Origin of the sequence: Paenibacillus sp. FSL W8-0194, assembly GCF_037969745.1 — a bacterium.
Lineage (GTDB): Bacteria > Bacillota > Bacilli > Paenibacillales > Paenibacillaceae > Paenibacillus_AQ > Paenibacillus_AQ cookii.
The window spans coordinates 4,054,222-4,075,898 of the sequence record NZ_CP150205.1; the positions used below are offsets into that span (position 1 = coordinate 4,054,222).

The following is a 21,677-nucleotide window of genomic DNA, read 5'->3' on the forward strand; positions in this document are numbered from 1 at the left end:
GGCTGGATCGCACCCGCTTCATCGTTTTTACTTCGGCCCGGTGGACCACTTCATATCAAAAGAGAGGGGTACGCTATGCGAAAAAAACGAAAATCCATGCTGGCGGTGCTGCTATTAACGGCTGTAAGCGTTTTTATGAGTGCTTGCGGAAGCAGCGGCCAGGACGCCAACTCTTCCCCGCCTCCGAAGGCGAACAACGAAAAACCCGCCGAGCCGGCGCCCGGGAACAAGACCGAAACGCCGAAGGAGCAGGTCTTCCGCTTCAATTTGCATTCGAATCCGCCCACGCTTGATCCCGGCCAGTCGCAAGACAACGTGTCGTTCGCCGTGCTTAACGGGCTGTATGAAGGGCTGACCCGGAGCAATGAAAACGACGAGGTGGTCCCGGGTACCGCGGAGAAATGGGATGTTTCTTCGGACGGAACCAAGTATACCTTCCATTTGCGGAAGGACGCGAAATGGTCGAACGGAGATCCCGTGACTGCGGCTGACTTCGAGTTTTCGTGGAAGCGTGTGCTCGATCCGAAGACCGAGCCTGCGCCGCCGTACGCCTATCAGCTGTACTACATCAAAGGCGCGGAAGCATATAACACCGGAAAAAACGCCGATCCGAATTCGGTTGCCGTCAAAGCCGTCGACGCCAATACGCTTGAGGTCGAATTGGAGCACTCCACTCCGTATTTTTTAAGCCTCCTTTCATTCCAGACCTATTTCCCTGTTCATTCTTCGGCGAAAACCAATCCGAAGTGGGCCTCCGACGCAAGCACCATCATATCGAACGGCCCGTTCAAAATCAGCGAATGGAAGCAGCAAAGCTCGCTTGTGCTGGTGAAAAACGACCAGTACTACGCCAAGGACGACATCAAATTCACGAAAGTGCAGATGACCATGGTCGACGATTCCGGCTCGGAGCTGAACATGTACGAAACCGACCAGCTCGATTTTGCCGGCATGCCGACCGGACGCATTCCAAACGAACAGATTCCGGTCCTGAAGCAGACGAAGCAGAACGAACTCGAGATCAAGGGCATCGCCTCCACCTACTACTATTTGTTCAACAATAAACAGAAGCCATTTAATAACGTCAATATCCGCAAAGCACTGGCGATGGCGATCGACCGCCAGCAGATCGTCGACAAGGTGACGCTCGGCGGACAGCTGCCCGCATTCGGCATCGTTCCTCCGGGTATCGCCGGGGAACATGGCGAATTCCGTTCAGAGCACAAGGACGATTATTTCAAGGAGAACGTTGAGGAAGCGAAAGCGCTGCTGCAAAAGGGGCTTAGCGAGCTGGGGTTGTCCGCCATGCCTGAATTCACGCTCAGTTACAATACGGACGAAAGCCACAAAAAGGTAGCCGAAGCCGTCGCCGACATGTGGAACAAAAATCTCGGCATCAAGGCGAAAATCGAAAACCAGGAATGGGGCGTCTTCCTGAAGAACCGCACCGCGCTCAATTATCAGATGGCCCGGGCCGGATGGATTACCGACTACAACGACCCGATGTCCTTCATCGATCTGTACATGACAGGCAGCGGGAACAACGATATCGGATACAGCAATCCGGAGTACGACAAGCTCGTCCGCGAGGCGAAGGAGTCGCAGGATAACAAGGAGCGGATGGAACTGATGGTGAAGGCCGAGCGCATACTGATCGAGCAGGATCAGGCCATCCTTCCGCTTTACTACTATACCAACGTCGCCCTCAGAAAACCGAATCTCAAAAACGTGTATATCGACTATCAAGGAAATATCGTCTACAACCGGGGTTACTTCGAATAACGGGCGCTTATTGACCTGCCCGGCATGAAGTCCGTTCGGGATGCGCTTGGCTGCTGGCTGCCGGTGCGTCCCGCTTCTTCATATCCGCGGAGGAAGGAACGAACCTGACTAGAAGGAGGATGCAGCCATGATTCGGTACTCCTTGACCAAGCTGTTTTATCTTGTGCTTTCGCTGTGGGTACTCGCTTCCGTCACGTTTTTGCTCATGAAGTCCATCCCCGGCGATCCGTTCATGTCGGAAAAGGCGGTTCCGCCGGAAATCCGCGCCCGGCTCATGGCCCAATACGGACTCGATAAGCCGCTTTACGAGCAATATTTCGTCTATTTGTCCAACCTGGCAAAAGGCGACTTGGGCATTTCGATGAAAATGCAGGACCGGGAAGTCGGTCAAACCATACGCGATGCCTTCCCCTATTCCCTGAAGCTCGGCGTCGTCTCGATTATCGTGTCGGTGATCGTCGGCATCGGCCTGGGCATGGTGGCGGCGCTGCGGCACCGCAAGCTGCTTGATTCCGCCTCGATGGTCATCGCCGTCTTGGGCGTATCGGTTCCCAGCTTCGTGCTGGCTTCGTTTTTTCAATATATTTTCGGCGTACAGCTGAAATGGCTGCATGTCGTCGGCCTGAACGGGCCGCTCGATTACATTATGCCCACCCTGGCGCTCTCCGCCCTGCCGATCGCCTTTATCGCGCGTTTGACCCGTTCGAGCATGCTTGAAGTGCTAACGGCCGATTACATTAAAACCGCCAAGGCCAAAGGCTTGTCCAGCAGCGCCATCATCCGGAGGCATGTGCTGCGCAACGGCATTCTGCCCGTTGTCACCTACCTTGGACCGCTCACGGCCAACGTCGTGACAGGATCCTTCATCATCGAGCAAATTTTCGGGATCGGAGGGCTCGGCAAAATATTCGTCACGAGCATCAGCAACCGCGATTACTCGCTTATTATGGGCATTACCCTATTCTATGGACTCATTCTCATGTGCGCCCGTTTCATCACCGACATCGCGTACGGACTCATCGATCCCCGCATCACGCTCGTATCGGGAAAGGAGAAAGCCGTATGACCATGCCCCATTCCTCGACCGCCGAAGAACGCGCCTTGACGTTGGATGATTTCCGGAAGGCCGACGTCGGCGAACATGCGGCGGAAGCGATCGGACAACCAAGCCTCTCCGCATGGCGCGAAGCCTGGCTGCGCCTGCTCGGCAACCGGGTTGCCATGGCGGCCCTTGCCTTCCTGCTGCTGATCATCTTGATGGCGATCATCGGCCCGGTGCTGACACCCTACGATTACTACTCCAATAACTTGGATCAGACGAATCTGCCCCCTTCCACCGAACATTGGTTCGGAACCGACGATCTCGGCCGCGACATGTTCGCCCGAACGTGGATGGGCGCCCGCATTTCGCTCACCGTCGGCTTCTCCGCCGCGGCCATCAATCTCGTGATCGGCGTGGTCTACGGCGGCATCATGGGTTACGTCGGCGGACGCCTCGACGACGCGATGAACAAAATCTCCGAAATCATCTACTCCGTTCCTGATTTGCTGGTGGCGATCCTGCTCGTGGTGGTCTTCGAGCCGAGCCTGGGCACGATCATTTTGGCGCTGTGCGTGACCGGCTGGATCAATATGTCCTGGATCGTGCGCGGGCAGATGATGCAGCTCAAAAACCAGGAATACGCCCTCGCCTCCCGTTCCCTGGGTTCGCCTCACATGCGCATTTTGTTCCGGCACCTCCTGCCGAATGCGATGGGCCCGATTATCGTCACCTTGACCTTGGCCGTGCCGACGGCCATCTTCAGCGAAGCGGTGCTGAGCTTCCTTGGGCTGGGCGTGCAATCCCCGGCGGCGTCCTGGGGGACGATGATCAATGACGCGCTGAAGACCATGATCATTTATCCTTGGCGCCTTGCTTTCCCTGCGCTGTTCATCAGCTTGATGATGTTGTGCTTCAATCTGTTCGGAGACGGGCTTCGCGACGCGCTCGATCCGAAAATGAAAAAATAAGGACAAGGAGGGTTCTCCCATGCAACCGTTGCTCGAAGTCCAAGATCTCCGCGTCTCCTTTCCCGTCCGCGGCGGCGAGGTGCAAGCCGTGCGCGGCATCGGATTCCATGTCCAGCCCGGCGAAGCCGTCGCCATCGTCGGCGAATCCGGCTGCGGCAAAAGCGTGACCGCCCAAGCGATCATGCGGCTTTTGCCGCAGCAGCCCGCCCGAATCCGCGAAGGAACGATCCGGTTCCAGGGAAAAGATCTGCTCCGTTTGAAAGAGAGGGAGATGCAATCCATTCGGGGCAAGGATATCGGGATGATCTTCCAGGATCCGATGACATCGCTGAATCCGACGATGACGGTCGGCCGCCAGATTACCGAGGTGCTGCACAAACATCAACGTTTGACGGCAAGCGAAGCCAAACGGCGGGCGATCGATATGTTGGAGATGGTCGGGATTCCCCATCCCGCCTCGCGCTTCTCGCAATATCCGCACGAATTCTCCGGCGGGATGAGGCAGCGGGCGATGATTGCCATGGCACTGGCCTGCCGCCCGGCGCTGCTCATCGCGGACGAGCCGACAACGGCCCTGGACGTGACGATCCAGGCCCAGATTCTGCGGGTGCTAAAATCTCTGCAGCGTGAATTCGGGACATCGATCATCCTGATTACGCATGATTTGGGCATCGTGGCGGATCTGTGCGACCGCGTGATCGTCATGTATGCCGGCCAAATCGTCGAGACCGGCACCAAGCAGGAAATATTCAAGCAGCCGCAGCACCCGTATACCCGTGGATTATTGCGATCCCTGCCGCGCATCGACCGGAGCAAGGATGAGCCCCTCGTGCCGATCTACGGCACGCCGCCCGATCTTTCCAAGCCGCCGGCCGGCTGTCCGTTTTGGGCCCGCTGCGGGGATGCGATGCGCATCTGCCAGGAGCGGCTGCCGGGAACGACCGCCATCGGGGAAACGCACAGCGCTAGCTGCTGGCTGCTGCATCCGCTGGCACGGGAGGTGGCCAGATGAGCACAGAGCCATTGCTCCGGGTCCACCGGCTGAGCAAGCATTTTCACTTGGGACGGGGCCAGACCTTGAAGGCCGTCGATAACGTGAGCTTCAGCGTCCGCCAAGGAGAGACGCTTGGAATGGTAGGCGAATCGGGATGCGGAAAATCGACGGCGGGACGGACGATTCTCCGTTTGTACGAGCCGACGGAAGGGGAAACCTGGTACGGGGGAACGAACATTTATCGGCTCAAGCCGCGCCAGCTGAAGGCGCTCCGCCGGGAGATGCAGATGATCTTCCAGGATCCCTACGCATCGTTGAATCCGCGCATGACGATCATGGACATTATCGGGGAGGCGCTGGACATTCACCGTCTCGCCGACAGCCGTTCGGCGCGCAGGCATCGGATCGAGGAGCTGCTCCACATGGTTGGCTTAAACCCCGATCATGCCACCCGCTACCCTCACGAGTTCTCGGGCGGACAGCTCCAACGTATCGGGATCGCCCGCGCGCTCGCGGTCGATCCGAAGTTCATCATTTGCGACGAGCCGATATCGGCGCTGGACGTATCGATCCAGGCCCAGGTCGTCAATCTGCTGAAAGATTTGCAGAAACGGCTTGGACTGACGTACCTGTTCATCGCGCATGATCTGTCCATGGTCAAACATATCAGCGATCGCGTTGCCGTCATGTATTTGGGGCAAATCATGGAGCTGGCCGACAGCGAAACGCTGTATGCGGATCCGCTGCACCCGTACACGCGCGCGCTCATGTCCGCTATCCCCGTCCCGGATCCCGACGTGGAGGCGGGCAAGGAGCGGATCGTGCTCAGCGGCGAGCTTCCCAGTCCGCTCAAACCGCCAAGCGGCTGCCCCTTCCGGACGCGATGCCCTTACGCGGCTGCGGTCTGTGCGGAAAGCAAACCCGAGCTCCGGGAAGCGAAACCGGGGCGCATCGTCGCCTGCCACCTCGTTTAAGAAACCGCGATTCGTCAATTTCTTAGCGGATTGCATAAAAAAACAGACCCGTAAATTATGAACATAATTTACGGGTCTGTTTATAAGCGATGCGGTCGAGAGGACTCGAACCTCCACGGGGGGTTAGCCCACACGGACCTGAACCGTGCGCGTCTGCCAATTCCGCCACGACCGCATATGTATTCATCGCTTCGCGCTTTTGTTTTTCCAACTCTTTCGCGGCGACAAGATAGATCATACCATGATTTTAAAATATGGTCAACACTTTTTTTGATATTTTATGAGCATCCATTTTATGACATGGGAAATCGGAAGCAACTGCCAGCAAAAAAGCATTGATTAAAACGCAGCAGGCGGGATAAAATAGGAACATGAGTTCCCATAAAAGGCGGTGATCCTTACATGACTGCACCAGGCATAACCCGCGACGAACTGGCGCTGATCAAAAGTTATCTTCTGCTGCAATACATTCACAAAGTATTTGAGCGGGACCTTCGCATCATGGAAGAAAGCGGCGTGTTCAAAACGCCCGAGCTGTACATGGAGGTGGTAGCCGGAGGCGACCGCCAAGCCCTAACGCTGCTGTCCGGCGTCAAACGCGAATTCAAAAGCCGCCGAATCCGCGTATACCGCATCCTTCAAGACGAACGCGGCATCGGCGCGGAATATGTATGCAGGGGTTACACGGGCGAAATGAACATTTTATGGCCGGCTTTCCGCAGCGAAATGATGGCCCGCATGAAGGCTTATCTGGGACTCGTTCCGAATGTCGGCACCGGCTTTTCTCCGGGCACCCCTCTTTCCCCTCCTGTTTCGACGACGTAAAGGAATCCCTTGTCTTCCCGGATCGGCGGCACAGAAGTTCGGGCTGAAGCCGGAGCCTGCTTTGGAGCGCAGCGCTGGAATATGCATTCCCCAGCTGCAAAAAAAGCCGCTTTAACACCGGAGAAGCCCTGCCATGCAGGCAGGAGGATTCCCCCAGATTAAAACGGCATTGCTTACGGCTGTCATCCCAAAAGCTCAAGCTTCGGGGTTTTTGCGGGGCTCGTCCGCCGGCTGGAACCAATAATTCCGGTCAAGCTTGACGACCTTCCGGTTGCGGCGCCGGATCAGCACATGATTGTCGTCCCACGCCACCACGATGCCTTTTACATCGTTTTCTTCAAGACTGTCGCGAACCACCCTGACCATTTCTCCGGAAAGGCGGTAGTTGTTGAGCTGTTCGTCTGTAATCATCGCAAGCGGCCTCCTTTCCTTTGTTCGTATCACAAAAAAAGACCTAAATGGATTCATTTAGGTCATATCTTTTGCAGCGGCTTGCCGGCTGAATTCCACGTTCGTGCGAGAATTAGCGTTGCGCATGCTCTTTGCTGTCATTTTTCTCAAACCAAAAATCAAGCACTGTAGAAGACATCACCCGTTTTTCAACATACTCCACTTGATGAGGGGCGAACAAATCCTTCCAGGAAAAGTCAAGCTCATCACACATACGCACGATGGTCAGAAGTTCCGACCAGGCGACGTAACGTTTGTACCAGAAAAATTGAGGATGCTCCATCATGTAGGGATACAGATCATCAAACTCCGTATGTTTGCAATCCAATGCACGTTCGAAATGATCTTTGGCTGCAGCCAGTTTATCGACGAAAAACTGTTCGGTTACCGGTTCTTTCCCCATTTCGCTGCCTCCCCTCTCGAGTTCTTAAGTATATTATAAGCGAAAAGGACGCCACTTGAAAGAAATTGTTTATATTTGGACGATCAGTCGGCAAAGGTGATGGTTCCGTGATCGAGCGACTCGATCCTTACCAGCGACTCCAAACGGATTCCCTGCTCGCGGATCGTGCGCGCGCCGGCCTGGAAGCATTTTTCGACGACGACGCCGAGGCCGACCAGCTCCGCTCCCGAACGTTCGATAATTTTGACGAGCCCTCTGGCCGCATCGCCGTTGGCGATAATGTCGTCGATAAACAGCACCTTATCCTCTGGCCGGATGTACTTGCGCGACAGCATGATATCGGTGACGATCCCTTTCGTAAAGGACGGGACACGCTCGCATAACGCGTCGGGATCGGCCAAAAGCGTTTTTTTGCGGCGCGCGAACACGAGCGGCACCCCAAGCTCCAGCGCCGTCGCAAACGCGACGGAAATGCCCGAGGATTCCACCGTGATGACGCGCGTGACGCCTGCATCCGCAAACCGCGCGGCAAATTCCCGGCCCATCTCCATCGTCAGTTCGGGATCCACCTGATGATTCAAAATGCCGTCCAAATTCAGCACCTGCTCCGACATGACCGTGCTTTCTTCAATAATCCTTTGCTTTAATTTTTCCATTTCATAACCCCCAAAACGATTAAGAAAAACGTCGATCGACGTACTTTCAAAAAAATTCATACCCTTTAACGGAAGCGGCGAACCACCGCGTTTAACGTCTCCGCCGCCAAACGAACCCCGCGACCGCAAGCGTTGCAACGAGCAGCACGGTCACCAGCACTCCGACCTTGAGCGACGACCGCTGCATCATGATCGCGATTTCGTTCCAATGATACCCTACCGCATGTCCGATCAGCAAAAACGTCGTACAAAACAGCAGCGCGCCCAATGCCGCATAAGCGGCGTAACGTCCCAAGGGCAGTTTGGATATCCCGGCCATATAGGAAGACAGGTGACGCAATCCGGGAATGAAATACCCGATCACGATGCTGAAGGCACCGTACCGCTTAAACCAAGCTTCGGCGGATTTCAGGCGCCCCGGCGTGAGCCGGACCCATTTGCCGTACCGTTCCAATAGCGGCTTCCCTACTTTTCTTCCCAGCGCATAGCTGATCATCATCCCCGTCATGCTTCCCGTAAACGTGACGGCAAGCGCGGCGGCAAAATGAAAATGCCCCTGCGCGATCATGCCGCCGAAGGCCGCGATCAGCGTTTCGTCCGGAACCGGCACGCCCACGATTCCTAATGCCAGCAAAACAAATAATGCGATATAACCGTATTGTGTCAGGTAAACCATAATTTCCGTCAAACGTTATGCCTCTCTTTTCTCATGCTGTGGCAGCAGTTGGATATTTTTTCGAGGTCTAACCGATGGGGACACGCCTGAGTCATGTCCTACACAATCCCATCATAACCTGTACTAAGCGAAGTACACAATAGCGCCGCTTTAAAGCAGGGAGGAACCTAATGAAAACCGGGATACGCATCATCCAAATCGCATTTACATACATCGGAACGGTCGTCGGGGCCGGATTTGCCACCGGGCAGGAAATCATTCAGTTTTTTACCCGATTCGGCAAATGGGGCGCCCTGACCATCTTGCTTGCGACGATTCTGTTCATATGGCTCGGCACCAAAATGATGCTGTTGTCGCGCCGGATTTCCGCCCGCTCTTACGAGGATCTGAACAAACATCTTTTCGGCCCGAAGGCGGGGTCCGTCATCAGCATCATCATGCTGTTGATTTTGATCGGGGTTAACAGCGTCATGCTCGCCGGGGCGGGCTCCGTATTCATGGAGCATCTCGGCATGCATTATCAAACCGGACTGCTCATTACGATCATAGGGACGTTTTTTTTGCTGAAGCATGGCATGAATGCCATTATGCAGCTTAACAGCATCGTCGTTCCGCTAATGCTCTCCTTGTCGGTGGTCATGATTCTCAATACGGCCAAGCTCCCCACCGCCGACCGTTTTCTCAGCCTGCCCGCCGATTCGCATTGGTCCGTGGTTTGGCTATCGCCGATCATTTATACCGCTTTTAACCTCGTTTTGGCCCAAGCCGTCCTCGTTCCGCTCGGAAGCAAAACCGAAAGCGCGGCCGCCGTCAAATGGGGAGGCATAGCGGGCGGAATCGGCGTCGGGCTGATGCTGCTCTCGGCCCATATCGCCATCTCGGCGCATATGCCCGGCATCCGGCAATACGAAATCCCTATGGGCAGCATCGCCTCCCATCTGGGAACGGCCGTCCATTTGATCTACGTCATCCTGATCTTCCTGGAAATCTTCAGTACGTTCGTGGCGGATCTGTACGGGGTGACGCTTCAGCTGCAGCAGCATCTTTCCGTTTCCCCGAGGCTCATTACGGCATCCGTTTTGTTCATCTGTTTCCTGCTCAGCCAAATCGGGTTTAGTTCGCTTCTATCCGTGCTGTACCCGCTGTTCGGCTGCCTGGCGATCGTCTGGGTGGTCAAGCTGATGCTTAAATCCGGATGATTTCGGCCTGAGGCAGCCTTTCCCTTACATGATCCAGAATATAACGGTGGCAGGTCAGCATGATGATTTGCCGCTCCGCCGCCAGCTTGCCCGCCAGATCGAGGGCGGAGCACATCCGCTCCTCGTCGAAGTTGACGAACAGATCGTCGAGCAGCAAAGGCACGGCGGTTGTGCCGTTCATGCTCCCGGCGAGGGCGAAGCGCATTGCCAGGTACAGCTGTTCGGCCGTTCCCCGGCTTAGCAGCGTGCTGTCGATTAGTCCGGCGCTGCGATGTTCGGCCAGCAGCCTTTTGTCGCCCAATTTCATAACGACTCTGGCGTAGCTCCCCCGCGTCAGCTCGGCAAAATAAGACGAAGCGAGCTGCAGCAATTGCGGCTGCTTCTCCCGTTCGTAAATGCTGCGCGTGTTCGCGATCATTTCGGCGCACAAGGCACGAACCGCGTATTGCCCGGCGATCTCCTTAAGCGCCGCCTTCTGTTCCTCAAGCTGCTGCAGAGCCGTATCCCGGGCGCATAACCGCGCCAGATCGTCCCGTTCCTGCAGCAGTCTGCCCTGCAGCTGCCGCAGCTCGCTTAGCAGCAGCTCCGCCTGACCGAGCTCCCGTTCCGCTCCCTTCACCGCTTCGTCGAGGGAGGCGGCGTCATGCTCGTCCAGGACGCCGCGAAGCGCTTCTTCCCGTTCCCGGGGCCAGCCGCCGAACATGCCGACCGTAAGCTGGCGGATGTTGCGCTCCAGCTCTTTGCGCCGCTCCGATGCGGCCCCGAGCCGCAAAAACTGCTCTCCGTCCGCCGCTTTCGCTTCGGCAAGCAGGGAGGCCATGGACCGCTTGACCGCTTCGATTTCCCCGTTCACCCGGAAACGCTCCTCCTGCACAGGCTCCAATCTGGAGATCACGATTTCCCTTTGGCGCAGCAGCTTTTTCTCCTCATCCCACGCCCGCTCGGCCGCTTCAAGCCGGAAAAACATAGAGGGTCCGCTTTCTTCCTGATCGGGCAGAACCAGCCGGCATTCCTCTTCATAGGCCCGTATTTCCTGCTCAAGCCCCCGCATTTTTCTATCAAGCCAATCGAGACGCCGCACAAGCTCCATTCCCTGCTCGGCAAATCCGAACAGGTCCATCACCGTCTCGGGCGAGGAGGATGCCTGGAGTTCCCGCTCCGCCAGCCAGTGCTGCCACTCCTCTTCAAGCTCGGCGAAGATCCCCTGCTCCTTGTCCATTTTACGGCGGAGCGACGCCAGCTCATGCCGCAAAGCCTCGGTCCGCTGGCGCGCCGACAACGCTTCGGCTTTGCTTCTTTCCAGTTCGTCCTGCCACAGCAGCCAGGCGTCCACCAGTTTGCGCAGTTCGCGCAGGGCCGATTCCAGATCCTGCTCGGCAAAGAAGGCGGCCCGTCTTCCTTCCCCTTTGCCCTCCGCCCGGGCGGAAGCTGCCAGCGGGTCGGCAACTAGCGAGGAGATGAGCGAAGACAACCGGCTTTCCTCGTTTCCCGGATCATAAAATTTTGCATGCCTTCTGCTTGTCCTCTCCTCTTTCGCGGAGGACCGCCTGCTTCCCAGCCATAGCCCTACATCGGCTGCAGCCAACAAAGCCAAGGCCGCACCGGCTCCCGGAGGGGACTGCAGCAGCCACAGCGCGCCAGGGAGAAGCAGCGTCAAGAGGACGCTGCCCCATAACAGCTTCCGGTACAAAGCCCTTATGCGTTGATCGACGGCGGCCTCGCGTTCTTCCATTTCCTGAAGGGAAAACCGTTCAAGACGCGTTTCGCGCCAACGTTCCGCCGCCGATTGGATTTCGTTCCAAACGGGGAGCAATTCGGCTTTGGATTTCGGGATGAACATCGCGAAACGGGCGGTTCCGTCTTCTTTTTTCTCGCCATAAGCGGCTTCCGCCCGCCGAAGCTCATATTCGGCCGCTTCCAGCTGCCTGCCCTTTTGCTCCCGCTCCAACGCAAGCGACTCCATGCGGCGGTCATACCCGGCAAATCCGGCGGCGTACCGCCGGACAGCCTCCCGCTCCGCGGCGCTGCCCGAAAAAGCCCTCAGTTCGGCCATGCCCCACCGCGGGTCCATCTGCCGGAGCAATCGTTGCAGCTGCTCCCTTAAGGCCGCCTCCTCGCCGGAAAATTCCTGGAGTTCCTTGATCCTCATTTGGATCGGTTCCCGCCTTGCCGCCAGCCTATCAATCAGCGGCCCCTTGGCCAGCAAGCTTTCGGCAGGCTGAAGACGGCCCAACTGTTCGTTCATGGCGGCTTCCGCATGCTCCAGCTCTTTCTGCCGGATCTTCAGCCTGTCCAGCTCCTCTTGAAGCCGATGCCACCTCAAGACGCCTTCCTCGGGGTAACTTGCAGCTTCGGGAAGCCCGGCCAGCTCGAGCGCAGCCTCCTTCCACTTCAGCCACTGCGGCCGGATGTCCTGCGCCTTTCGAAGCAATACCAGCCGGTCGGATATCTCGGCCCGTTTTTGTTCCGTTTCCCCGATGCTCTTTCCGGTTTCCAGCAGCTTCGAATCCGCCGCCATATATTTGGAGAGATAAGCGCGGCTTTCCGAGATCTCCCGCTCAAGCCGCTCGATGGATTGCAGCACCTTTGCGCTTTCTTGGACCCGTCCCCGCGGCTTGTACAGCTTTTCCATCTCCTGAAACAGCCTCCGCTCGGCCTGGACGATCCCGGCGCCGCCGCCGAAACCGGCATGGAACAAGTAGCTGCCCATTTCCTCGGACTGCAGGGTCCGGATTTCCTGCAGCTCCGTCAAGGTCACGGCAAACAGCTGCTTGAACATGTCCCTCGACAATCCGCCCAGGAGCCCCTTTTCCAAATCGTCTTGCGTCATATGTACAGCCGTTCCTTGGGCGGTCGTTTTGACGATCGACAGCCGTTCTCCCCGTCCGGAGGCCGGTCCGCCTTCCCCGGACGCAAACCTGGAGACGGTCCATGCCGAGCCGTCTTCGTCCCTGGCGGTCAATACGCCGCCATGCGCTCCGCCTCCCGGCGGTTCGAATCGCTCCCCGGGGTAGGACCGGCTCGGTATGCCGTACAGTATGGCCCGCACAAAATGCAGGATCGTGCTTTTGCCGGCCTCGTTCGGGCCCGCCAAAACCGTGATCGGGGCGCTTAGCCGGATGTCGCGGTCCCGGATCCGGCCAAAACCTTGAATTTGCAAACGCTCAATGTGCATCCGATTCCTTATCCCCTTCCGTTTCCGGGCCAAGGTCCGCCAGCAGCATGACCGCCATCTCTTCGGCCCGCCGCAGCCACCCCATCCGCTCCTCTTCGCTGGTTTCGGCCAGCAGCCTGCGCAGCTCGCCATTCGCCGCCAATGGCTGCAGGGCGCCGCGGAACAACTCGGAACGGATCCGCTCGTCCTGGCCGGCCCGCTTTCCGTATCGCAGCAATTCGCCGAGAAAGCTGTCCTCCTGAAGCAGCGCCTCCCGGTCGATCCATGGGCCGGACCGGATCTCGAAGCTTTCGATCCATACGAGCCCGCAGAATCCGCCGGGCCCTTCCGCCGCTTGAACCGCTTGTCGGCGGAACGCATGCAGAAGCTCTTCCGCCATCCCTTCTTCCAGCCGATCATGAAGACGGCCTCGGCCGATCACCGTAAACCGGACGATGCTCATCTCCCCGGGACGTTCGCGGCGAATAGCCTCCAATCGAGCCTCCACCATCAAATGGAACGACTCTTCGCTTTCCAGGCCGTCGATGTCGAGCTCCTCCCGGAACCAACGCACCGTATCCAGCTCATGGAACCGCAGGCCGACGTGCCCTTCTTCATCCACCTGAACGGCATAACAGCCCTTCGCCCCGGTTTCCCGAATGCTGCGGCCCTGGATATTGCCCGGATAAACGATATGGGGGGTTTCCTGCAAGATTTGCCTTTTATGGATGTGCCCCAGCGCCCAATAATGGTAGCCTGCCGCATTCAGGTCGCTCCGGGTGCAGGGCGAATACGTTTCATGCGCGGGATCGCCGTCCACGTTGGCGTGGAGAAGCGCAATATGGAACAAGGATGAATCCTTGCTCCTTTCAAAATACCGGGACGTATTTTCGGTAACTTTGGCCGTCGGATAAGAAATGCCGCCGATGACCGCTGCCGGCCGTCGATCCTGCCTGCGGTATGCGACGACCCGTTCGAATTCGGGGCCAAACACGTGCACATGCTCCTTCGGGGAGGTGCCCATGCGCGGGCCGTCAAGCGGATCGTGATTGCCGTGGATGACGTACACGCCGATACCGTGCTCGCCGAGCCGGTCCAGCGCCTCCCGGAAACGGAGCTGGGCCTGCAGCGACGCGTCCTTCGCGTCGTATACGTCGCCGCTAATCACCATAAAATCGGCCCGCTCCCGGACGGCCAGCTCCGTCAGCCGCTCCAGGGAAGCAAAGGTGGATTCGCGCAAAAATGCGCGGATGTTGTCCGAAAGCCCGCTGATGCCTTTAAACTGGCTGTCGAGATGAAGGTCCGCGGCATGGATGAATTTAAAGGAAACCATTCCATCACTCTTTCACGGGTGAGTATTGTAAATATAATTTCTTCAGTTCATTGACCGCATGGGTCAGCGAATAATGGCTTTTGGCTTTGTCCCAGGCCGAACGCGCCAGTTCGTAACGATAAAGCGGGTCGGCGATGACCTTCTCCAGCGCCTCGCTGAGCGCGACGTAATCCTCGGGCGGAACGAGAAGGCCGTTGACGCCGTCCTCGATCTGTTCGGCAATCCCGCCGACGTTCGTGCCGACGAGCGCCAGGCAGCTGAGCGCCGCTTCGGCAAATACCGAACCGAAAGCTTCCGCCCGGGAAGGCAGAACGAAAATATCGAAAAACGGCATAAACTCTTCGGGGTGCAGCGTATAGCCGTAAAATATCGTTTCATTGTAAATGCCGAGCTGCTTGGCCAGCGTTTCAAGCTCCGTGCGGTACGGACCGTCGCCGATGATATGCAGGACGTAATCGAGCCCTTTCTTTTTCAGCTCCGCGCACGCTTTAAGCAGGACGTCAAGTCCTTTGGCCGGGACGAGCCGGCAGACGGTGATCAGCTGCGGAACGTCGTTTTCGTGGGGAACCGGCTTAAACCGTTTCTCGTCGAATCCGTTCGGCGTTACGGCGATGCGCTCCGGATGATCCACGTAGGCTCCCAGATAATCCGCAAACGAACGCGAAACGGTCAGCATCCGTTCGCTTTTCAGCTCCAGCTCGCGGTACAAGGACACCAGGAATCGGTGCTCGGGGCCGTCCGCCTTGATTTTCCCGTTCAAAATCAGTTCTCTTTCGTAGCTGGAATGGATAGTTTGGATAAGCGGCACGTCCGGAAACGCCTGTTTCATGGCGAGGCCCGCGATCGGATGGTGGGCGTGGATCAGATCGTACGGCTTTTGGATCCGAAGCTTCGTCCACCATAAATAATCCTTGTAGGTTTGAATGTATTTTTGAACGATAGGATGGTCGCCGTATTCCGTCCAGTCAAAGGTTTCGAACCGGACGTCTTCATGCCCCTTGTTCCGGATCCGCTTCGGAAGCCAGAACATTTCCATGTCCCATCTCGAGGATTGAAAACGCTCCTGCATGTACGGAATCATCGAGGATACGCCGCCCGGCTGCTCCGGCGGGAAAAAAAGTGCTTGCAGTAATCTCATGGGGAAACGCCCCTTTCTAGTATCTCTTTCTATCTGTTTTTGTGCTGTCCACTCGTTTCGGGATCTTTGAAATTATGATATATTGGAACATATGTTTCAGTAAAGGAAAACCATTTCGGGAGCCGATGGAGGATGACGCCTTTCATGTCCGGATCACCCTACGCCGTTTCGGCCGGCATTGCTGCGGCATGCTGTTTCTATATCATACTCATCATGACGATGATGTGCCTCATTATGTACAGCAAGCAGCGGAAAAAGGCCTATGTGTCGATGATCGTCGCCTTTCTATTTATTATGACATACGAAGGTCTGAACATCCATTTCGCCTTGTCGCCTGCAAGCAGCCGGAGCGGGAGCTATTCCCGGATCGCCGATTTGCAAATTTTTTCGTTCCTGCTGCTCAACCTGGCCGTGTTTCAGCTTTACCGCCGAATGAGCCGATCCTCGTATCTGATTTTTGCATCGCTTGCGCTGCTGTTTCTCGTGCCGCTGGTCTCTTACGTCATGCCGTTCGGAGGGACCGGATGGCAGAAAATCTACTTGGATGTCTACCAATTGGGCATCTTATATGCAGGCATTTCATTCATTCTGCCGCGGATCGGGCAGCGCGGAAAATATTTTGCCGGCATCGGCGTCTACTTCGTCTACGTGGCTGTCGGGATGCTGGCGCGTTACGCCGGCTGGCATGCCGCATGGATCGACGCCGCGACGGTCTGGCTTCCGCTTGCGTATTACACGATCGTGTTCCTGATTCTGTTCGAGCGGATTGTCGAGCTGATGCAGTCGATTTACCGTTCCTCCATCACCGACGGACTGACGAATCTGTATAACCGCCGCTTTTTCATGAAACAGCTGAACAAATATGTGGAGCAGGGCGTCAAGGTATCGATGATCTTTTGCGACATCGACAATTTCAAAAAGCTGAACGATACCGAGGGCCACCAACGTGCCGATCAGGTATTGAAGCAGGTGGCGGCGATCATCGACGAGGAAGTGTCCGAGGTCGGCCTCAGCGGCCGTTTCGGCGGGGAGGAGCTTGTCGCCCTGATCGTGGACAAACGGGCTAATCCCGCCCAAATCGCGGAGCGGATCCGCGCCCGGGTCGCCGAAGAAACGATCGTCACCTTAAGCATCGGCTACAGCTCGCTCCGCAAAAACGGTACCGCGGAGGAATTGGTCAAACAAGCCGACCAAGCGATGTACCGGTCCAAAACGACGGGCAAAAACAAAGTGTCGCCTTACCGCACGCCCTCCTCGAAAAAAGAACCGGCGGAGGAAACCGGCTCATGAGGCAACTCCCTAACCATAAAAAACTTTCAGGCCATCGCGCCATTACGAAACGAAAACTGCAAAAAGGAGCTTAAACGATGGGCAAAGAATCGCTGCCTTCCGCGTACATTGAACAAATGAAATCTATTCTGGGCGGGGATCTCCCCGCCTTTTTGCACTCCTACGATCTTCCGCGAACCCACGGATTGCGCTTCAATGAATCCAAGGCCACGGCCGCGCTTCAGGAAAACGTGATCCGAATGTTCGACCTGAAGCCCGTTCCCTGGTGTTCGACCGGTTATTATTACAACGAATCCGCGCGTCCGGGCAAACATCCCTACCACCAGGCCGGACTTTACTACATCCAGGAGCCTTCGGCCATGTCGGCGGTGGAGATGCTCGATCCGCAGCCGGGCGAAACGGTGCTGGATCTGGCGGCCGCTCCCGGAGGCAAAAGCACCCATATCGCTTCCAAAATGCGCGGCCGGGGGCTGCTGGTCTCCAACGAAATCCATCCGGAACGCGCCAAAATCCTTGCGGAAAACGTCGAGCGGATGGGCATCGCCAATAGCGTGGTCACCTGCGCCCCGCCGGACGAGCTGTCCCGCCGGTTTCCCGAGGCATTCGATCGGATCATGCTCGATGCGCCTTGCTCGGGCGAAGGCATGTTCCGCAAAGATCCGAACGCGCTGGCGGAATGGTCTCCGGCCATGGTGGATCTTTGCGCCGCGCGGCAGCGCGACATTTTGGACCATGCCTACCTGATGCTGAAACCCGGAGGCACGATGGCCTATTCGACCTGCACGTTTAACCTGAGCGAAAACGAGGAGATGATGGCGCATTTCACAAGCGCCTATCCGGATATGGAGCTGGTCTCCATGAAACGGCTGTGGCCGCATGAGGAAAACGGAGAAGGTCATTTCGTGGCCGTATTGCGCAAAAAGGATGACGGAGAGCGGACGGGAAAGCAAAAACGAACCCGCAAACCGCAAGACAAGGGCAAAAACAAAGCGGAGTTGGCGGCGTATCGCGACTTTGCCTCCTGGGCGGCGGAGGAGCTTCCCGGATTCGTCCCGCCGGCGGGAACGCCCGTCTTGTTCGGGGAAGCCTTGTATCTACTCCCCTCCACCGAACCGCTGCCGATCGACGGGCTGAAGGTTCCCCGGGCCGGGCTTCATTTGGCCCACTTGAAGAAAAACCGCGTCGAACCGGCCCATGCGCTTGCGTTGGCGATTGCCCCCGAACAGGCCAAGCAGCGGCTCCTTCTGGAAGCGGACGGGCCGGAGGCGGCGGCCTATCTGCGCGGCGAGACGCTGCCCGTTGCGGCCGATCTCCGCGGCTGGACGCTCGTTACGGTGGACGGCCTTCCGGTCGGCTGGGGCAAAGCCAGCGGAGGGCAGCTGAAAAATCATTATCCGAAAGGACTCCGCCAATTCTGATGCGAAGGGAACGCGTTCCCTTAACAAACGAAGGTACCTGAAGGCTTGCGGATAAGCCTTCAGGTACCTTCGTTTTTTTATATATCCGTTACTCCATCAAGACAAGCAGTATTTGAGCAAAGCCGCATGCACGCCGTCTTCGTTGTTCGAGGCGGTTACCTCGTTGGCCGCCGCTTTCACTTCCAGCGGGGAATTGTCCATGGCGATGCCCATGCCCGCAAAGGTCAGCATCGTGATATCGTTATAGTAGTTGCCGATCGCCAGCACCTCTTCGGGGCGCACCCCGCGGCGTTCCGCCAGCTGCTTGAGCGCGTTGCCCTTCGATGCGTCCGGATGCATCAGGTCCAGGAAATATTCGCCGCTTCGCAAAATGTTGAATTCCGGCGTCCATTTGCCGATTTCCTCATGGACCTTGTCCAGCACGTCGGCGTAATCGAATGCCGTCACCTTTACGACCGGCTCGCCCAGCTCTTGAATCGGCGGCAGGTTGGCCGGCAGCATCAGGAAATTCTCGTACATGCTGCGGACCTCGACGGCCATGCCGTCCACGTCATCCACATACATGCGAAACGCCGTATTGACGTCAAAATGAACCTTTTTATCGCGGAAATAATCCATATACGGCTGGATCGCTTTCGTATCCATGGCGAATTGGTGCACGACTTCCTTCGTGACGACGTCCACCGTCGCCGCCCCGTTATGGCTGATCACATAACCTTTAAGCCCGATCTCTTCCATGAACGGAATCGAGTTTTGCGGGCCTCTCCCGGTGCAGAGCACGATTTCCGCTCCGGTTCGCGATACCTCCTGAATGGTTTGTTTCGTTTGCTCGGTCAGTTCATGGTTGTCGTTCAGCAGCGTTCCGTCGACGTCGAGAGCGATCAGCTTGTATTTCATGTCTCCACCCATCCTTCTTCTCTATTTTAGGGATTTGGCTTGAAACCCCTTCGATTGATGCAAAAAAACCATTCCTTTGCTTTATACAGAAACGTCATCCAGCCATCTGCGCGCAAGCCGTTTTTTACTGCGCTTTAATCCTGCGGGCCTGTTAGCATCGCCAGTTCGTCTTCCGTTAATTCCCGGTATTCCCCGAGCTGCAGCGAAGGATCCAGATCCAACCGGCCCATGCGGATCCGTTTCAAATAGACCACCTTTTTGCCGACCGACTGGAACATCCGCTTGACCTGGTGGAATTTGCCTTCATGAATCGTCAGCTCGATCCGGGATATAACCTCTTCCCCTTGACGATCGTACCCTAGCACGACAAGCTCTCCGGGTTGCGTCACGTAGCCGTCGTCCAGCGTAACCCCTTCGGCGAACCGCTCGACGTCCGTCTCGCCAACCTCTCCGAGCACCAATGCCATGTAGGTTTTCGGCACATGCCGCCTCGGGGACAGCAGCTCATGCGCCAGCTTTCCGTCGTTGGTCAGCAGCAGCAGCCCTTCGGTGTCCTTGTCGAGCCGCCCCACCGGAAAAGGTTCGAACGCCAAATACTCGGGCGCCAGCAAATCCAGCACGGTCCGGTCCCGGTTGTCTTCGGTCGCCGATACGACGCCGGGCGGCTTATGCAGCATCACGTAGATGTGCTCCCTGTAATGGATCCGCTCCCCGTCCAGCAGGATCACGTCCGTTTCCGGATCGACATGCATCCCGCTGTCTTTGGCCCGGACGCCGTTCACCGTAATCAGGCCCTGTTTCACGTATTTTTTGATGTCGCTTCGGCTCCCATACCCCAAATGGGTCAGCGCCTTGTCCAATCGCAGCGTATTTCTCCCTTTTGCGCTCACGCCGAGGTCCACCTCCACCCTGCCGGGTATTCGTTTTTCAGCATTCCGTCCTGCCATTTGCCAAACCCCGCCGAATAGCCGTCGATGCATACAAGCACGTATCCTTTAGGCAGGACCCCGTCCGTGCAGCGGATCCGGTCCGCTTCGACGTTCAGCGTTTCGCCCTTTAAATACCGGACCGCCTCGCCCGTTTCCGACGACAAGGATAGCACGCGGCAAAACTCCTGCGGGCGCAGGGCGGTGGCCAGCGGATGGGCCGGCACGAAGCGGCCGTTTTTGGCATCGCCCATATACCACCCCGGACGAACCGCCTTCAGCCCGTCCAATGCTCCCGGGGGAAGCGGCGATTGATAGACATGCTGGCCGAACATGATCGTATACCCGCCCGGAACGAACCCAAGATGGTCGCGCACGAAATTTCCGTAGGCTTCCAGCTGGGCGGCCGGATCATCCCCGGCCTGCTTTTTTGCCGTTCCTTTGCCTTTTTTGGGCATTCCCTGGCTTCTGTCCTTCCGGTTTTTGCCTTTGCCGTCCAAAGGTGCCCCGCCCGAGGAACCGCGATCCGTCGCAGCCAGAAAACGGCCGGGCTCGTCCGTGCCCGTTCCGTCATGCTGCAGCACGGCCACGAAATGGCCTTCGCCTTCGATCAGATGCGGCCATAAACGGGAGGTCTGCTCCGCCTGCTCCCAGATGTCATCCGGGATTTGATCGGATTCCGCCATATGGCCGCGAAGCCAGTCGACGGCTCCCGAAGCGAACAGCCCGCCCGGAGGCGGCGCGACGTTAAAACATGGTTGCTCCAGCAGGAATTCGGCGATGATCGCCTCGTTTTCTTCGGGAGAAAACGTGCAGGTGGAATAAACGATCCGCCCGCCCGGCTTCAGCATGTTGGCCGCCGATTTCAAAATTTCCCTCTGCATGGCGGCGTATTTGTCCGGCGATTCTTCCGTCCACTGGCGAACCATGTCCTCGTCCTTGCGGAACATGCCTTCGCCCGAGCAGGGGGCATCCACGAGGATTTTATCGAAAAAGGCCGGGAAGCTGGCGGCGATCCGCTCCGGATGCTCCTGAAGCACGACGCCGTTTCTCACCCCGTAAAGCTCCAAATTTTTCGCCAGCGCCTTCGTCCGTTCCTGGTTCAGGTCGTTGCTGACCAGCAGTCCTTCCCCTTGCAGCTTGGCCGCAATTTGGGTCGACTTGCCTCCGGGAGCCGCGCAAAGGTCCAGCACCTTGTCGCCGGGACGCACATCCAAAAGCTCCACGGGCGCCATCGCGCTGGGCTCCTGGATATAATACAGCCCGGCATGATAATAGGGATGTTTGCCCGGCCGGTCGCCCGGCTCCGTATAAAAGCCCGTTTCGCACCAAGGAATCGGCTTCAGCTGCCAAGGGCTCGACGCCAGCATGTCGCCGACGGATATTTTTAACGTGTTGACCCGGATTCCGCTGTACGGATCATGGTCATATGAAGCGATGAAACGTTCGTATTGATCCTGCAACAGCGACTTCATGCGCTCCTGAAAAGCGGCAGGCAGCTGCAATGCCATGTTTCTCATCATCCTGTTCTGTCTTGTTAAAATCGGTTTCG

At 57.2% G+C, this 21,677-nt stretch carries 19 protein-coding genes and 1 tRNA gene; 9 read left to right on the top strand and 11 right to left on the bottom strand.

Features of this window, described 5'->3' with window-relative positions:
* The first annotated feature begins 75 nt into the window (after positions 1-75).
* The 5 genes from MKY58_RS18455 (at position 76) to MKY58_RS18475 (ending at position 5,760) form a co-directional block, all read left to right on the top strand.
* Positions 76-1,782 (top strand): peptide ABC transporter substrate-binding protein, encoded by a 1,707-nt coding sequence (locus tag MKY58_RS18455; protein ID WP_339321535.1) that lies wholly within the window; start codon positions 76-78, stop codon positions 1,780-1,782.
* Positions 1,783-1,909: 127 nt separating this feature from the next.
* Entirely contained in the window at positions 1,910-2,848 is a 939-nt protein-coding gene (locus MKY58_RS18460; protein ID WP_339321536.1) for an ABC transporter permease, read from the top strand.
* On the top strand, positions 2,845-3,792 hold the full coding sequence (locus tag MKY58_RS18465; protein ID WP_339321537.1) for an ABC transporter permease: 948 nt from the start codon (positions 2,845-2,847) through the stop codon (positions 3,790-3,792). The genes MKY58_RS18460 and MKY58_RS18465 overlap by 4 nt, the downstream gene beginning before the upstream one ends.
* 19 nt (positions 3,793-3,811) lie before the next feature.
* Positions 3,812-4,804 carry an ABC transporter ATP-binding protein gene (locus MKY58_RS18470; protein WP_339321538.1) on the top strand — a complete coding sequence of 331 codons (993 nt, stop codon included), beginning with the start codon at positions 3,812-3,814 and terminating at the stop codon, positions 4,802-4,804.
* The gene (locus MKY58_RS18475) at positions 4,801-5,760 is read left to right on the top strand and encodes an oligopeptide/dipeptide ABC transporter ATP-binding protein (protein WP_339321539.1); all 960 of its coding nucleotides are present in this window, start codon (positions 4,801-4,803) and stop codon (positions 5,758-5,760) included. The genes MKY58_RS18470 and MKY58_RS18475 overlap by 4 nt, the downstream gene beginning before the upstream one ends.
* A gap of 90 nt (positions 5,761-5,850) precedes the next feature.
* On the opposite strand, the gene MKY58_RS18480 is transcribed toward MKY58_RS18475, so the two are convergent.
* Positions 5,851-5,935, bottom strand: a tRNA-Leu gene (locus MKY58_RS18480).
* A gap of 227 nt (positions 5,936-6,162) precedes the next feature.
* On the opposite strand from MKY58_RS18480, the gene MKY58_RS18485 reads away from it, so the two are divergent.
* Positions 6,163-6,585, top strand: coding sequence for a hypothetical protein (locus MKY58_RS18485; RefSeq protein WP_339321540.1), 423 nt, complete (start codon positions 6,163-6,165; stop codon positions 6,583-6,585).
* A gap of 195 nt (positions 6,586-6,780) precedes the next feature.
* Here the strand turns inward: MKY58_RS18485 and MKY58_RS18490 are convergent, their stop codons facing one another.
* The 4 genes from MKY58_RS18490 to MKY58_RS18505 all read right to left on the bottom strand — a co-directional run bounded on the left by MKY58_RS18490 (position 6,781) and on the right by MKY58_RS18505 (position 8,782).
* Complete coding sequence (locus MKY58_RS18490; protein ID WP_339321541.1) at positions 6,781-6,996, bottom strand: hypothetical protein; 216 nt, start codon at positions 6,994-6,996, stop codon at positions 6,781-6,783.
* A gap of 112 nt (positions 6,997-7,108) precedes the next feature.
* On the bottom strand, positions 7,109-7,438 hold the full coding sequence (locus MKY58_RS18495) for a hypothetical protein (RefSeq protein WP_036706737.1): 330 nt from the start codon (positions 7,436-7,438) through the stop codon (positions 7,109-7,111).
* Positions 7,439-7,521: 83 nt separating this feature from the next.
* On the bottom strand, positions 7,522-8,094 hold the full coding sequence (locus tag MKY58_RS18500; protein ID WP_339321542.1) for a xanthine phosphoribosyltransferase: 573 nt from the start codon (positions 8,092-8,094) through the stop codon (positions 7,522-7,524).
* Positions 8,095-8,185: 91 nt separating this feature from the next.
* Positions 8,186-8,782 carry a DedA family protein gene (locus tag MKY58_RS18505; protein WP_339321543.1) on the bottom strand — a complete coding sequence of 199 codons (597 nt, stop codon included), beginning with the start codon at positions 8,780-8,782 and terminating at the stop codon, positions 8,186-8,188.
* 158 nt (positions 8,783-8,940) lie between these two features.
* On the opposite strand from MKY58_RS18505, the gene MKY58_RS18510 reads away from it, so the two are divergent.
* Entirely contained in the window at positions 8,941-9,969 is a 1,029-nt protein-coding gene (locus tag MKY58_RS18510) for a hypothetical protein (RefSeq protein ID WP_339321544.1), read from the top strand.
* Here MKY58_RS18510 and MKY58_RS18515 read toward each other — a convergent pair.
* Genes MKY58_RS18515 through MKY58_RS18525 form a run of 3 tightly spaced genes read right to left on the bottom strand, consistent with a single transcriptional unit; the run spans position 9,956 to position 15,594 of the window.
* Positions 9,956-13,144 carry an AAA family ATPase gene (locus MKY58_RS18515; protein WP_339321545.1) on the bottom strand — a complete coding sequence of 1,063 codons (3,189 nt, stop codon included), beginning with the start codon at positions 13,142-13,144 and terminating at the stop codon, positions 9,956-9,958. The genes MKY58_RS18510 and MKY58_RS18515 overlap by 14 nt on opposite strands.
* Positions 13,134-14,456 carry a DNA repair exonuclease gene (locus tag MKY58_RS18520; RefSeq protein WP_339321546.1) on the bottom strand — a complete coding sequence of 441 codons (1,323 nt, stop codon included), beginning with the start codon at positions 14,454-14,456 and terminating at the stop codon, positions 13,134-13,136. The genes MKY58_RS18515 and MKY58_RS18520 overlap by 11 nt, the downstream gene beginning before the upstream one ends.
* 4 nt (positions 14,457-14,460) lie before the next feature.
* A complete protein-coding gene (locus tag MKY58_RS18525) occupies positions 14,461-15,594 on the bottom strand; it encodes a glycosyltransferase family 4 protein (RefSeq protein ID WP_339321547.1) in 1,134 nt (377 codons plus the stop codon).
* Between the two features lie 144 nt (positions 15,595-15,738).
* Between MKY58_RS18525 and MKY58_RS18530 the strand changes: the two genes are divergently transcribed.
* A complete protein-coding gene (locus MKY58_RS18530) occupies positions 15,739-16,884 on the top strand; it encodes a GGDEF domain-containing protein (protein WP_339321548.1) in 1,146 nt (381 codons plus the stop codon).
* Positions 16,885-16,961: 77 nt separating this feature from the next.
* Positions 16,962-18,302: an RsmF rRNA methyltransferase first C-terminal domain-containing protein gene (locus MKY58_RS18535; protein WP_339321549.1), complete on the top strand. Its 1,341-nt coding sequence runs from the start codon at positions 16,962-16,964 to the stop codon at positions 18,300-18,302.
* Between the two features lie 96 nt (positions 18,303-18,398).
* On the opposite strand, the gene MKY58_RS18540 is transcribed toward MKY58_RS18535, so the two are convergent.
* The 3 genes from MKY58_RS18540 to MKY58_RS18550 form a co-directional block, all read right to left on the bottom strand.
* The gene (locus tag MKY58_RS18540; protein ID WP_339321550.1) at positions 18,399-19,199 is read right to left on the bottom strand and encodes a Cof-type HAD-IIB family hydrolase; all 801 of its coding nucleotides are present in this window, start codon (positions 19,197-19,199) and stop codon (positions 18,399-18,401) included.
* Between the two features lie 134 nt (positions 19,200-19,333).
* The gene (locus tag MKY58_RS18545) at positions 19,334-20,089 is read right to left on the bottom strand and encodes a pseudouridine synthase (RefSeq protein WP_339321551.1); all 756 of its coding nucleotides are present in this window, start codon (positions 20,087-20,089) and stop codon (positions 19,334-19,336) included.
* Positions 20,086-21,636: an RsmB/NOP family class I SAM-dependent RNA methyltransferase gene (locus tag MKY58_RS18550; protein WP_339321552.1), complete on the bottom strand. Its 1,551-nt coding sequence runs from the start codon at positions 21,634-21,636 to the stop codon at positions 20,086-20,088. Before MKY58_RS18550 ends, MKY58_RS18545 begins: the two co-directional genes overlap by 4 nt.
* Positions 21,637-21,677 lie beyond the last annotated feature (41 nt).